The sequence below is a fragment of the uncultured Litoreibacter sp. genome (genome assembly GCF_947487515.1).
In the GTDB taxonomy this organism is placed as follows: Bacteria; Pseudomonadota; Alphaproteobacteria; order Rhodobacterales; family Rhodobacteraceae; genus Litoreibacter.
On sequence record NZ_CANKWO010000003.1, the window covers coordinates 611309 to 625579 of the forward strand.

The 14271-nt window shown below is 52.4% G+C and carries 12 protein-coding genes and 1 pseudogene; 4 read left to right on the plus strand and 9 right to left on the minus strand.

The annotated features are described in order from the left end of the window. Position 1: 1 nt before the first annotated feature. Positions 2-1126, plus strand: a complete 1125-nt coding sequence (locus Q0746_RS12950; protein ID WP_298260904.1) for an aminodeoxychorismate synthase component I — start codon at positions 2-4, stop codon at positions 1124-1126. A gap of 259 nt (positions 1127-1385) precedes the next feature. Here the strand turns inward: Q0746_RS12950 and Q0746_RS12955 are convergent, their stop codons facing one another. The 4 genes from Q0746_RS12955 to Q0746_RS12970 form a co-directional block, all read right to left on the minus strand. After that, positions 1386-3197, minus strand: a complete 1812-nt coding sequence (locus Q0746_RS12955) for a TniQ family protein (RefSeq protein WP_298260905.1) — start codon at positions 3195-3197, stop codon at positions 1386-1388. 432 nt (positions 3198-3629) lie between these two features. Continuing rightward, positions 3630-5123, minus strand: a complete 1494-nt coding sequence (locus Q0746_RS12960) for a tripartite tricarboxylate transporter permease (protein WP_298260907.1) — start codon at positions 5121-5123, stop codon at positions 3630-3632. 1 nt (position 5124) lies between these two features. Then, on the minus strand, positions 5125-5619 hold the full coding sequence (locus tag Q0746_RS12965) for a tripartite tricarboxylate transporter TctB family protein (protein ID WP_298260909.1): 495 nt from the start codon (positions 5617-5619) through the stop codon (positions 5125-5127). 68 nt (positions 5620-5687) lie between these two features. Then, entirely contained in the window at positions 5688-6674 is a 987-nt protein-coding gene (locus Q0746_RS12970) for a tripartite tricarboxylate transporter substrate-binding protein (RefSeq protein WP_298260911.1), read from the minus strand. 108 nt (positions 6675-6782) lie between these two features. On the opposite strand from Q0746_RS12970, the gene Q0746_RS12975 reads away from it, so the two are divergent. Genes Q0746_RS12975 through Q0746_RS12985 form a run of 3 tightly spaced genes read left to right on the plus strand, consistent with a single transcriptional unit; the run spans position 6783 to position 9797 of the window. Next, entirely contained in the window at positions 6783-7451 is a 669-nt protein-coding gene (locus tag Q0746_RS12975) for a response regulator transcription factor (protein WP_298260913.1), read from the plus strand. Beyond that, positions 7441-8808, plus strand: a complete 1368-nt coding sequence (locus Q0746_RS12980) for a sensor histidine kinase (protein WP_298260915.1) — start codon at positions 7441-7443, stop codon at positions 8806-8808. The genes Q0746_RS12975 and Q0746_RS12980 overlap by 11 nt, the downstream gene beginning before the upstream one ends. Continuing rightward, positions 8787-9797 (plus strand): ABC transporter substrate-binding protein, encoded by a 1011-nt coding sequence (locus Q0746_RS12985; protein ID WP_298260917.1) that lies wholly within the window; start codon positions 8787-8789, stop codon positions 9795-9797. Before Q0746_RS12980 ends, Q0746_RS12985 begins: the two co-directional genes overlap by 22 nt. A 189-nt stretch (positions 9798-9986) precedes the next feature. On the opposite strand, the gene Q0746_RS12990 is transcribed toward Q0746_RS12985, so the two are convergent. The 5 genes and pseudogenes from Q0746_RS12990 to Q0746_RS13010 form a co-directional block, all read right to left on the minus strand. Then, the gene (locus Q0746_RS12990) at positions 9987-10313 is read right to left on the minus strand and encodes a thioredoxin domain-containing protein (RefSeq protein WP_298261277.1); all 327 of its coding nucleotides are present in this window, start codon (positions 10311-10313) and stop codon (positions 9987-9989) included. Next, a pseudogene (locus tag Q0746_RS12995) lies at positions 10314-10526 on the minus strand (transposase); the annotation flags it as partial. It abuts the gene before it with no gap. A 418-nt stretch (positions 10527-10944) separates the two neighbouring features. Further along, positions 10945-11265 (minus strand): hypothetical protein, encoded by a 321-nt coding sequence (locus tag Q0746_RS13000; RefSeq protein WP_298260919.1) that lies wholly within the window; start codon positions 11263-11265, stop codon positions 10945-10947. Next, complete coding sequence (locus Q0746_RS13005) at positions 11262-13037, minus strand: hypothetical protein (protein ID WP_298260921.1); 1776 nt, start codon at positions 13035-13037, stop codon at positions 11262-11264. Before Q0746_RS13005 ends, Q0746_RS13000 begins: the two co-directional genes overlap by 4 nt. Next, positions 13034-14113 (minus strand): DUF4123 domain-containing protein, encoded by a 1080-nt coding sequence (locus tag Q0746_RS13010; RefSeq protein ID WP_298260923.1) that lies wholly within the window; start codon positions 14111-14113, stop codon positions 13034-13036. Before Q0746_RS13010 ends, Q0746_RS13005 begins: the two co-directional genes overlap by 4 nt. Between the last annotated feature and the right edge of the window lie 158 nt (positions 14114-14271).

The following is a 14271-nucleotide window of genomic DNA, read 5'->3' on the forward strand; positions in this document are numbered from 1 at the left end:
AGTGACGAATGCCAAGGTGATCTTTGACAGCGGTCCGGTCGCGGGCGGCACGGAATTCTCCGCACCAGTTGCGCAGATTAGGGCAGATACGCCGGCCGAGGCGGAGGGTGCGTTCAATGCCATGCAGCAAGCGCATTCCGACGGTCATTGGTTAGCCGGGTATATTTCTTACGAATTTGGGTATCTGACTTCGTCAAAGTTGGCACCCCTATTGCCTCCCGTACGAGACATGCCGCTGCTCCATTTTGGCGTCTTTGACGCACCGATATCTCCCCAGCCAGTGCCAAATGACACGCAAGCCACATTGTGCCCGATGCAACCACTTTGGGATTTTGCGCGCTATGCAAAGGCTTTTCAGACGGTTCATGATTACATCTCAGCAGGCGACATTTATCAGGCCAACCTTACCTTCCCTCTTACTTCCCGTTTTACTGGGAGTGTCGCGCAGCTATATGCCCAACTGAAGGACCGCCAGCCCGTACCTCATGGGGCATTGGTTGACTTGGGTGGCACTGCCTTGTTGTCAAGGTCTCCTGAACTATTCTTTTCGCTTTCAGAAGACAGCAAGCTGACAACTCGCCCGATGAAAGGCACTGCCGCGCGTGGGAAAACCGTAGCTATTGACGATGCTCTGCGAGACGAGTTGCAGGCCTCTGAGAAAAACCGCGCCGAAAACCTGATGATCGTTGATCTGTTGCGCAACGACATGAGCCGTGTATCAGAGATTGGCAGCGTCGCGGTTCCAAAGTTGTTCGCCGTAGAACGGTTCGCAACATTGCATCAGATGACGTCCTGTATCACTTCTCAAATGTGCCAAGGCATCTCTTTCAAAGATCTGTTTGAGGCGTTGTTTCCTTGCGGTTCGATCACCGGAGCGCCTAAGTTGAGGGCCATGCAGATCATTCGAGACATCGAAACACAACCGCGTGAGGCCTACTGTGGCTCTATTGGTTGGATTGCGCCTGACGGCGCAATGGAATTAAACGTGGCCATCCGTACGTTGCAGTGCCGCCAAGATAAAACTGTTCAGATGAATGTTGGCGGTGGTGTCGTTTACGACAGTACTGCTGAGGGCGAATTCGAAGAGGCCCTATTGAAATCCCGCTTTGCTGACTTGAGCCAATGACAATAGCGCTCTGAGCGCGCAGACCAGACATCGGTGCGGCCGCAGCGAAATGGCGGTTTGTCCGCAGACTGCTAGTTCGCCTACGCTGGGATTTTGCGGTCGCCGCGAATGGCTGGTTCGACGGGCCGCACTGCAGCATTCCAGATCACCGGCCAATGTCCGCAATGGGCCGTGAGTGCTTTCTTGCCTGGTGACCGATGACGTCAAACCGACGCTTGCAAGTTAAAATCCAAAGTTCTTTCCTGCCGGGAACTTTGGATCACAGTTCAGCCGGTACGTCTGAACGCAAATAAATGTTCCCGTAGTCTTCTCCATCTGGAGAAAAAGCGCGGATTGATCGATGCCGCATCTGCGCTGAAATCTTTTGCCAGCTCTGCTCAAAGTGGAGGGACATGGTCCTTGGAGTAAAATACCTTTCATGAAAATTCGCGGCATCTTCGTCTGTGATGTAGTCTTGTTGAGCTCTCGTCTTTGGGTTCTGCATTCTTGTCGCCGTCGTATGCTTATTCTTAATGAGGCGTTTGAGGCGACTTGGTTGGTTGATACCGACCGATTTTGCAAACCGTTCGAGTGACATCGCCCTCGGGCCATCGTTATCAAAAAGAGCCTGCACGGCTTGGAAATCGACATAGACCGCAGCATAGCCGTCGAAATCTGCGTGATTTCCTACGCTTGTGAGACGTCCGTCGATAATCGCCCTTGCTAAGATGCCCGGGCCGATCTTCAACCGAGCTGCAGCTTTGCCGATATGGCACCAACTGTGCTGTGCTTGCCGAAGTAGGACAGCACCTTTGAGGAGTTGGTCGATCAAGTTTGCCCCGGCCATAGGATCCCAAATTGCTTTTACGTTCGCATCAGTGACCGCAGGAACCATAAGCTCGTCAGCAACAAGGAGGTCGAACTGCGACCGTGACATACACATGGCCTCTTGAAATGCCTTATCATCAAGAAGTGTCTTTGCTTCTGAAAGAAAGTGCTGGGCCTTGGCCGCGTCAAACAAGGCCCAAGCATCAGGACGTCGGCGCATCGCTTCACTCAACAGACCTTCAGCTTCGATCATTTTTCGAATTCGGCGCGCATCGATGCCTGTTAATCTGGCGGCAGTCTTTACTGAGTGCAGGCGTCGTTTTGTGATAGGCTCGCCAAAGAGTTCATCTCCCGGTCCAAGCGGCCATGTTTCGAGAAGATGTTCGCGCAAGATACAGCGAAATTCTTCGTATTCAGGATCATGCAGGTGTTCTCGGGAAAGCCGTTCATAGAGAAGTGGAAAGAGCTTTTTGGGACCGTCACTCGGGCCGCCTGGTAATTCTTGGAGGTCACGGAGAGCCTCGCGAATGGCCGGCTCACCTTGCGAAGCAACTCTGAAACCAAGCTCATAAACAAGCCAGCGATCGTCACGACGCACACGCGACGGCGCTGTCGTGTGATTGCGCAACAATGCATGACCAAGCAAATGACAGAATGTCGCCGCTGCATGTAGCGGGAACTGATCGAGCCAGTTGTCACTGGCCCCGTCAGCAAGGCGGTTGTCCAGCCACGTATCGAAATCAGTGACCGGTCTGGGCTTAGGATCCAAGTCTCCCCGCAATACGCTCTCTTTGATACTTTCGAGATGTTTGGCGCAATCATAGCGAGGGTAGATACCGGGTTCTCTCCAGAGCTGCACGATCGGCAAGCCGTGCTCAACGCAAGCACTGACGTGGGGGATTGACCAATGACCGCGCAAATACATTGCACCGTGACGGGCCTCATCTTGTTGTAAGCAGGCCGTGCAACCGCGCACCCCCGGGTTTTTCACGGTCTTTCCGAGAAACGTTTCACCCCTGAACAGGGAGTGTCGGCTGTCTTGATGAAGGTAAGACCAAGCGGTGAGCTGTTCCACGTCAGTCGCTCCGAGCGCAGCCAGGCCTGCCAACGCGGCGCTGTCACCATTGATTACATCGCTAAAGATTACCCCTGTCTCACGTCCGAGCGTCGCGGCATCGATCCCGTTTGCCGAGGCCAACCGTGACATGTACGATGTCGCTGTCTCGCGCGGCAGAGGATCAAAAGCGATGAATAAAGCTGGCAAAGTGGTTTCTCCTGCGGATCTCTGATCGATTTATGCGCAGAGAAAATCAAAGCAAGCACTCTGGGCGCAGCAGGTGGAAAATGTTTGCGTTTCCCATTGCCACTCCGGAATGCGAGCATCGACGTCCATAATAGAAATCGAAAAAACGAAGGCAATGCAGACATTGATTACTTACCTGACGAGGGTCGGGAGTGCGGACAAAACTGACCTTGGACGCGATTTGCGCAATGGCTGCTTTCAACAGGCTACAAGGCAACGAAAAACAACTTGGGCAGAAAACAAGCAGTCGTGGCACCTCGCGGTAAGAACTGCGGAACTGGTGAATGTGCCTATCCTTTCGCGCCCGCGACGATGATTGAGGGATATACGAACGCCTTCACTTGCTTTCTGAATTCACTGTTCAAGCCCTTGGTGTCGCCTATGTTGAAGCGTTCAAACTCCCTTTGAACGCGCGAGCAAAGCGCGCAAGCCAGGAAGGAATACGAGCGACACTGCGATGATCAGCAAGCCCAGTGTCATGGGGCGTTCCCAGATGAACGACATGCCGCCATAAAGCTGCATTGAGCGAGAGAAATTATCCTCCATCATGCCGCCCAAGATAAAACCAATCAGGAGTGGTGGCAGCGGGTAACTGGCGAACTTCAGAGCTAATCCGCATATCCCGAAGCCGACGAGCAACAAGAGTTCAGTTGCATTGTTCTGGCCAATGTAAGCCCCCATGAGGGTGAAAAACATAATAAAAGGGATCAGGTAGTTGCGCGGTATGGCGAGCAGTTTTGCAATGTAAGGGATCAGCGGTAAGTTCAGGATGAGCAGGACCAGATTGCCGATAAACATGGACATGATAACGGCCCAAAAAATCTGTGGCTCGTCTATCATCAGACGCGGACCGGGTGTAACGTTCAGCGCAATAAGCGCACCCAGTAGGATCGCGGTCGTACCTGAGCCCGGAATGCCGAGTGTCAGCAACGGCACAAACGATCCCGTGCACGCCGCGTTGTTGGCGGTTTCTGGCGCGGCAAGACCCTTGATCGACCCTTTGCCAAACTCGTCCTGTTCATGTTTCGGGGCGAGATTGCGTTCGACTGCATAGCCCAAAAAGCTGGCGATGGTGGCACCTGCACCGGGTAACACACCAATGAAGAAGCCTTGGATCGACTGACGGCCAATAACAGGAGCGATGGCGCGGGCTTCTGCGCGCGTGATACGCAGGTCTTTGATTTCGCCGCCATCGTCGCCGAGGTTCTTCGGCTTGAGCACGAGGAATACGGCTTCTGGCAACGCGAACATCGCCATGGCCAGCGTGATAAACCCAAAGCCAGACTGCAAATCCATGATACCCATTGTAAAGCGTGGTAAATTAAACAGGGCACCTTCGCCTACCGTGGCCATAATCAGACCTAAGACCGTCATCAACAGCGCCTTGGTTACTTGCCCGCGCCCCGCAAATGCGGCGATTGCGGATAGGCCAACGATCATTAGCGCAAAGTATTCAGCTGAATGAAACAGCAGCGCAACGGAAGACAACATCGGTGCAAAGATCATCAACAAGATGGCACCGATTGTGCCGCCCGCGAAACTGGCAATGGCGGCAATTGTCAGCGCCTTACCGGCTTTGCCTTGTTGTGCCATCGGGTAGCCGTCGAAACTTGACGCTACGGTTCCAGCCACTCCGGGGGCGTTCAGCAAGATAGAAGACGTCGACCCACCAAAAATCGCACCGTAATAAACACCTGCCAGCAGGATCAGCGCAGCCGACGGGTCGCCCATCGAGATGGCGACCGGGATCATGATCGCAATGATCGACATTGGTCCGAGGCCTGGCAACATGCCGATAAATGTGCCGATCAGACAGCCGGCAACAACGAGCAATAGGTTTTGCAGGGACAAGGCCGTTTGCAGGCCAATCAGAATACCTTCGAGCATTTTAGCCTCCTACCAAGCTGACAATGAAGTTGGGAAGCGGGCGCATATAAATGCCCAATATTTCTTGGACAAGGTACCAGATGATGAACGTCGCTGCGAAGGCGACAGGCAACATGACGTGCCACTTCCTCTCACCCAGAATGAATGAACCGAGTACCAAGAAAGACGTTGTAGAGATGAGGAACCCAACAGAACGCAGGCAGAGCGCGTAGAGTGCCATGAGGGCGAGCAGTAAAATCGCTTGACCGAGGTTGTAATCCGTGAGGCGTCGATAATCGATTTCGCCGATCCTTTGCTCGTCCTTCTCAAGACCGAGAAGGATGACCATCGAGGCGATAATACCCAAAATCGACAAAACCTTGGGGAATGTGCTGGGCCAGATAGGGTTGCGTCGCATGAACGGGGCGAGCCCTTCGTCCATCGTAAACCAGGCCGTGTAGCCATAAGCAAGGCAGATGCCCAACAATATAAGTGCAATCCAACGGTCCAGAGCCATCCGATCAATCCCTCCAAGAATTCAGATAGAGAAGGCGGAGCGGTTGCCCGCTCCGCCCAAGGTGCCTCTTAGAGGAAGCCCAATTTTGTCATCAGCTCACCAATGACTGTTTCCTGCTCTTCAAGGAATACGCGGAAATCGTCACCGGAATTGTGGATGTTGACCCAACCGTTGCGCGCACGGACAGTTTCCCACTCAGGTGTCTCGTACATGGCTTCGATAGCTGACTGGTAGGCCGCAACCTTTTCGTCCGACAAGCCCGGTGCGCCAAAGAAACCACGCCAGTTGACGAACGTCGTGTCGATTCCTTGCTCCATCATGGTCATGGCTTCTGGAGCCGCATCAACGCGATCGCTTGACGTCACACCAATGATTTTCACTTCACCCGCGTTTGACAGATCAACCGCTTCGGAAAAACCAGTCGACAAGGCCGCGATTTCACCGGACAGCAAAGCTGCCATAGCTGTACCACCGGCGTCGTATGGAATGTAGTTCACGCCAAGCGCGTCACGCCCGGATGCTTCCATAACCATGGCTGCAACAAGGTGGTCCATACCACCCGGAACAGAACCGCCACCGATTGGTGTGCCGCTTGGATCAGCGTCATACACCGCAAGGAATTCTTCCATCGTGTTGATTGGGCTGTCTTTACCGACAACGATCGCCGCGTAGTCACCGATGGTGCCAGACACGAGTGTCAGGTCACGGAAGTTGTGCGGGAAAACGCCAGTCAGCGAGCGGATCACGATTGGCGTTGAGTTGACCATCAACGTGCCTTCAAGGCTTTCAGCATTCTCGATCAAGTAACCGATAGCTGTGCCGCCACCGCCGCCGGACATGTTTTCGAAAGACGCGGAACCGATCAGGCCGGATTCTGTCAAGGCTTCGCCGGTACCCCGCGCTGTGCCATCCCAACCGCCACCAGCGCCGCCGGGGATCAAGAAGTGGATGTCGTCAAGGATCTGATGACCATCAGCAAATGCTGGCGTCCCAAGACCAAGTGTTGCGACTGTTGCCGCGATCAGGGCACGACGTCCCATTTTCATCGTTTTCATTTTTCTCTCCCATTTGGTAGCCGTTCTCTCCTACGGCTATCTCGGCAGAGAAAACCACGTTAACCTGACACAAACCTGACACCAGCCGAAGAAAGGTCAAAAAGCGCGATGAAGTACCTTCTCGTCGAAGATAATCCAGAGCTGGCAAAAGCCATCTGTTCACGCATGGGGCTTGATGGGCATCAGGTTGATCACGCTGATAAAATCAGCGACGCAGTGGCATTCGCGCAAACCGGCGAATACGATCTAATCTTGCTAGATATTATGTTGCCGGATGGGGATGGCCGCAGCTTTTTAAAACAACATCGTGCAGAGAAAAACGATACCCCCGTGATCGTTTTGACAGCGCGTAGCCAAGTGTCAGATAGAATCAGCATGCTTGATCTTGGCGCTGACGATTACGTCACCAAACCCTTCGACCATGCCGAACTGCAGGCCCGCTGCCGCGCGGTTTTGCGTCGCAACACCGGCACAGCACAACCAACGACCCGCTTGGGTGACGTCGAATTTGACCCCGTCGGCGGGTACCTGAACGTCAAGGGGACGACCATCAATCTGCGCAACCGCGAACTGCGTTTGTTAGAGCTTTTGATGAACGCGAAGGGCCAGGTTTTCTCAAAGCAAAAGCTGGTGGATCGGCTGTTTTCCTACGACGACGATGTGTCTGAGAACGCGGTCGAGGTCTATGTCGGGCGGCTTCGCAAGCACCTTGAAGGGTCCAGCGTGCATATCAGGACGCTGCGCGGTCTTGGCTACAGGCTTGATCATGAAGGCTAATGTTGTCGTCTTTGGATCGCTTCGCAATCGCCTTGGGATAATCCTGACAGGTGGGGCCGCACTTCTTGCGATCCTGCTGTTTTTCGTTGTGCGCGGATATGCTGCCCAAATCGCCCAAGAAGGGCAAGACAACATCCTTGGCGCGTCGGTGTCCTCCATTCTTGACGCCACAGTTCTGCGCGAAGGGACCATTGAACTCGATTTCCCCTACGCTTCCTTGTCCATGCTCAGCACATCAGCCGACGACCGAGTATTCTACGCTATTTACGAGGACGGTGCACTTTTGTCGGGCTATGATGGTTTGGACGTAGAGCTTCCCGTCTCCGTGGGTGAAGCCGTGTTCACCTCGACACAATACGACAACGCCACCATCCGCGTCGCCTCAGCGAGCCGTACCTTAATTGGAATCGACACGCCGCGACAGGTCTCTGTCAGCGTGGCACAAACTCAAGATGCGCTGGCAGAAACATTGAATAGAATCTCACGCAACGTTGCCGTGTTTGGCACCGGTTTTTTTGCACTGGCAACAGCTTTGGCGTTCTGGGCTACGTCTGCGACCATTGGTCAGCTAAGCCGCCTGACCACGTCCGTCACACGGCGCGGACCACAGGACCTCAGCCCGTTCCTCAAGCCAGTGCCAACTGAAATGGTGCCACTGGTGGGGTCGCTGAACACGCTGATGTCGCGCTTGGACCAATCCCTCAAGCAATCCGAAGACTTCATCGCAGAGGCGGCACACCGTGTCCGCACCCCGCTGGCCACTGTCCGTTCTTACGCTGAGGCCACATTTCAACGGGTGGAGACACAGGAAAACCGCGACGCCCTACGCTCCATGATGCGCGCGATTGATGAAAGCTCACGCGCGGCGGGGCAGTTGCTCGATCATGCGATGGTCACCTTTCGCGCCGAAAACCTTGAGCGCGAAGACGTTGAATTCGACGGGTTATTGCGTGATCTCGTTCAACGAATGACGCCTGTGGCAGACATGCGTGATGTGACAATCAACCTTGAAAGCACCGCACCAGCGATCATACGGGGCGATCCGGTCTTGCTGCAAAATGCCTTTCGCAATCTCATCGACAACGCACTCAAATACGCGCCCGTGGACACGTCGATCACGATCCGCGTCCAAACAAACCCCTCCATTTCGGTTGATGTTCTCGACCAAGGTCCCGGATTCTTGGTCAATGAGATGGACATGCTCGCCGGGCGGTTTGTTCGTGGCGGTGATACCCAAGGTCACATCGGTTCCGGACTTGGGCTGACAATTGTGCAAGACGTGGCGATGGCCCACGACGGAACCATGGTATTGTCCAATAGATCTGAAGGCGGCGCATGCGTTACTTTGCAATTTTAATCCTTTCCTTTTTGCCGTTGTTCGCCCTTGCGCAAGAATGGGAGGATCAGCGCGTATTCGGGTCCGAAGATGCCCCTCATTCCATGCGGATATTATCAAGCACAGACACGTCGTTCTTTGTCCCGATTATCGAGAGTTTCATAACTCAGCGTCCGGATGTCTCCGTTGAATATCTTGTCACCGGCACAGCCGACCTCGACGATCTGTTCCGCCAAAGCCCCGATCAGTTCGACGTTGTCATCTCAAGCGCGATGGATCTACAACTCAAGCTGACCAACGACGGCTTTGCGCAGCGGTTGGACGGCCTGACCCACCCGGACTGGGCACAATGGCGGAGCAGCTTGTTTGCCTTCACCACCGAACCGGCGGCCATCGTTATAAACACAGCCGCGTTTGAAGGTCTGACGATACCATCCACACGGCAGGACTTGATCGAAGTCCTACGTGGAAACACCGAGCTCTTTCAGGGAACCGTCGGCACTTATGACGTGCGCTTATCGGGGCTGGGGTATTTGTTTGCCACGCAAGACGCCCGCGCATCCGAAACCTTTTGGCGGTTGTTGGAGGTGATCGGCAGTCTGGATGCGCAGCTTTACTGTTGTTCGGGTGAGATGATTGACGATCTCGCGGAAGGGCGCATTTTGGTGGCCTACAACGTATTGGGCAGTTACGCGTTGGCCCGCGCCGACATCGAAGATGTACTCACTGTAATCTTGCCATCGGATTTCCCAACGACGATGATGCGAACCGCCCTCGTTTCGAAATCCACCTCAGATCCAGCCTTGGCTGAATCGTTTGTAAGCCACCTCATTCGCCTGCAATCTCAAGGATCGGTTGAAAATTTGCTGTTGCCATCACTTGACGCTTTTCAAAACACAAATGGCCGCTCGTCCATTCGCCTCGAACCCGCCCTGATGACCTATCTTGATCAACTCAAGCGGCAGGTATTTATTCGTGAATGGGAAAACGCGATCATCCAAAACCAGTAAATGTATTGCCGTTTTGGGAAGATTCCGGACGGTTGCCTTCGCAAGGTTCTCAACGAAGAGTCGCAAAAGTTCGCCGAACCAGACATTCGTGCGAACCCAAGCTTCAAGCAGTTTGGGCTCTTTGCAGTCATTAGCTGCAACACGCGCGGATGACTGCTATCGCTCCACCGCAATTCAATCGATACCATTCTACGAAGAAATTGATGCCTCGAGCCAAGTTTGAAGAATTTGCTTTGAAGCGGCTCCTGTCCTGTGTGCTGACACCTTACCATCACGAAATACAAACAGTGCCGAGATACCGCGTACACCTAGATTCATTGCGACATTGGGTGTCGTATCGACGTCGACCTTGAAAACTTTCAATCTGTCTTTGAGTTCGCATTCAAGTGCGATCAACGAAGGTTCGATTTGCTTACATGGTGCGCACCATTCGCTCCCAAAATCGACCCAAACGGGTATGTCGGATTGGTATACTTCAGTGTCAAATGAACTGTCGGTCACGGTAGGTAAGGGCATACCTGCTTCAAGGAACTCTTTTGACCAGCTGTAATACAGGCTCTCCGCTATGCCTTCGCGACGGCACAGAACGGCGATACTCTCCTCGCGACGCAGGCCAGCCAAAACAATCCGGATCTTCTCTTCAGATGAATAAGTTTGGCGCGCCTTACGCCGGATGTTCTTAACCACCTTGTCGGCGGCCTCTTTCGATGTGGTCGACTTCTTCGTCATCTCGATCTCCTAATCGATAAGATGAACCAGAAACTCTCTTTTATTCAAATCCTCAAATCTGTCCAACGGGTGCTGACGTCAGACACTTCTCGAGTCTTTGCCTCCATATTCTTGTGGGTAGAAACTTGCGTTGAGTTTCGTCAACCAAACCCTCGACTTTTTCAGCTATACTTTTCCTGAGTTTTTTCCCTAAGTCTTTGACCTTTGATATGATCTCAGCGAGATCATCCATGACCCGCAATAGTTTGCCGACGGCCTCGCTACCGTTGATAGCCTTACGAATAGAGGCTGCAATGCGTAAGCACCGTGCCGCTAGTATTCCTGATGTTGAGCCAGCACTCAGGGCCGCAATTATAGATACTATGGCCCAGATGATAAGCTCGGGCGCAATGAAACCAACACCTTCGCTCAAAGACTTTTATAATAAAATTTCGCCGACGTCGGGCTGCGATCTATTCGGATCAACCACAAAAAGTGCTAGTGACCTAAGGAAGTCTCGTGCGGCAACTTCATCGCGTACATCGTCACCGATACGTTGACCTAACCACTCTGCAACCTTGCTCTCCGAACTGACTAAAGCATGCAACTCTTGTTCGACGTTCTGCCTATCGAAGTCAGTCCATCCGTTCATGCATACCCTGGCATCAGGCTCTCCCTGATCAGGCTCAAGAGTTTCGGGATGAAAGGCACCCAATAGAGTGCGCAAACGAGTAGATATCAGGAACGTGTCTTTGATCATGGCTCTGGATACATTGTTATAAGTTTGATGATACCATTTTCGCGCTTGAATCGCACAACTACTTTGGCATTTTCGGAGAACACTGTACGAATTATAGTCGGTTGCCTTCCAGTCCGTCCAGATGCACGAGTAAATCCCCTTACTCGAGCTTGGAATTTAGGGCCGAAAATATCTGACATTGGTATTTCAACTTGTTGGCGATCAAGAGCAGAATTGCTCTTAAAAGACTTAAAGTCTGGGTGCTTCAGAGCTTTCTCATAGGCGCGGACGTAGTCAGCAGGGGTGTGAAACTTAGTCGAGTGCTTACCGACACCTCGAATACGTCCTCTTCTGTCTGTCGGGTGCATGCGACCTGTCGCTGGGTCTTTGCCTCGATAAACTCGGTCAAAAAGAGCCTTATCTGTAACGTCGCCTTCGTGCCTCTGCGGTCCATGCCCTTGTCTGGCAAGATCATCAAGCTTGCCTCTGTAATATCGGCTCCGACGAAACAGCTTCTGAGTGGTATCGACAATCCCAGTTCGAATTTCATTGATGCTCTGTCTCAGTTTCTTGGCTAAGTCAGCGATCAAATTAATAATGGGCATTAATTCATCAAGAAATGACAACAGCCTTGATACGTGCTGCGATCCTTTGATCAAAGAACGTATTTTGGAAGCGATCCCAGCACACCTTTGTGCTAATAAAAAAGATCCCGCTCCCGTGCTCAATGCTCCAATGAGTATTGTAATCACCCAGATCAAAATCTCTGGAATCACAAAACCAACACCTTCGCCAATTACTTTTGCCCAATAATTTGGCGTCATCAGCATTATGCATCGCATTGCTGTATTCGCTATAAGGCCCAATACTGGTGTCCGCCGGATCATTTCGATCATATCTCGGATCCAGTCGATACCATCGGCCATTGCATCTTTCAGCATTTTGCCAAAGTCACCGATAGCGCCCGGAATATCCTCTAAGCCTGTTAGAGTTTCCAACTCATTAATTACTCCATCAATATCACCAATTAATAGAGCACGCATCAATACGGTGAGGTTAGCGAGAAAGTCACCGACACTTTCAGAATTCTCACTAAACCACTCTGCAAGCGATTGGCCCGCACGCATCCCTAATTTTTGGGCATGGATCATGTAACCCACCGGGCCCAACAATAGTTCAGGGTTCGACCTAGTGTACTGTTCGACTGCTGCAGCGGAACTTTTTAGGGCTCCCCAAGCTGATCCCCAAAAGTCTTTCTCGCCATTCCACCAGCTCGTAATTCCTTTCCCAACTCCTCTATAATAGTCCGCACCAGCTCCGAGCAGCCCGTCACGTTCCCACTCATCAACATAAGGCTGGAACTTAGTGAGCATCGACTGCTCAAATCTCCAAAGCTTGCCAACAATGTCTTGTTCGATAACCCATGCATCATCTGCAGCAGACTCAATGTCTTGAGATGGATTAGTTGTTGCGGTAACCGCTCCAACCGAGAACGGAACTTCGCCATGCAAAACTCCACCGAGTTCCGAACGCACCGCCCTGACACCAGAAGTGGCATCTTGCAGTCCGCGAGAGACAGGAGCTTCCGTCGTGATCGCCTCTACAAGCGTCCCGCCTGACATATCGGCGAGCTTTACCTCTAAGTCGGTTATGGGCGTATTCAGCGGGTCGTCATAGAAAAACTGCACCCCAACAGCTCGAGCGCAGATTTGGCACTCAGACCCCATCTCTCCCGCATTTTTCATCCCACTGTGTTCCGAGCGTGCGGTCACTTCTCCCGGCTCGAGGCTCATACCTGCTCCTTTCGCGTTCCAAGCTCGTCCATACGCAATTTGAGCGCTTTGAAACGGCTAACCTCTGGCTCTTGAGAGGCACAAATGGATTGCAAGCGACCGTCAGGGTCTTTCTCGTCAAACTCCGGACCAAAGAACAAAGCCCACGCGGCGATGACGTGTAGGTGCTCGCGGCGTTTGAAGCCAAAACGCATGAACCTTGAGATTGCTGGTCGCACATGACGTTTAATCACTTCTGGTCTGTAGGCGCTTAGTTCAGGAGCAAAGTCAGACTTCAATGTCTGTGCCATCTCTTCGATGTGACGATCAAGAGCGCTCGCTTTGAAGGGTTCAAGCTCCCACTCAGTGAGGACAACCGGAGGTAAATGGGCATTGCTATCCAGCCGACTTGCAGCCACGCCATCAAAAACACTTGCTTGCTTGCCGAGTTCTTCTTCAATCACGATAGTCTGTACGAGACCTTGTCCAAACCATTGCGCGGCCCGGACCGGATCATGCTCGATCGCACGGAAATACACCGACGCAATCGCGGGATCCCAAAACCGGAAAAGAAACCAACGTTCGTCCCGTTCGCGTTTGAGTCTTGTAAACTTGCGGAAGTGTCGCTTAAGTTGATCGAGATTAACCGAGGACGTAATGAGTATGCCCGTCCCTTGCCCCCAATGCTTAGCAAAAAACTCTCGATGGAAACGTGGGATCACGTCTCCGATCAGAGTTAAATCTACCAGATAGGGAGCAACTTCTTTTTGCTCACCTGCCGCATCGCCGTTGAAAAGACATGCAACTGGTACGTCCAGAACATCCAAGTCAAACAACCCGACTATCGAAGTTCGAAGAGTAGAATCGACTAACAGGTATGTTCGTATAGGCTCTGCCCCGTCAGGGAAAAGAAGAGTTTTCAATGCCGTTGGAATCCAGTCGTCTGTGGTTGCTCGATCATCATGCACCTCAAAGACTGTTGAAGTGGATATCGGAGGTTCATTGTCGCGTGGATTGGTCCCATCCAACAACCAAATTTCATCACTGACGCCTTGCACTGTATAACCTTTGAAAGAACTGCCGTGGATGTCTGGCATCAATTTAATTTAGCGACTGCTTCAAAATACCTAACCGTCATAGTTAATGTATCGCCCATATGCCCGCAAAGCTTAAGGCAGGAATTCCTTACTTGATCCAATCCCGGAAATCAGAGGCCTTCAATTCGATTGTGTATATTGGGCTTTCTATGCCGACT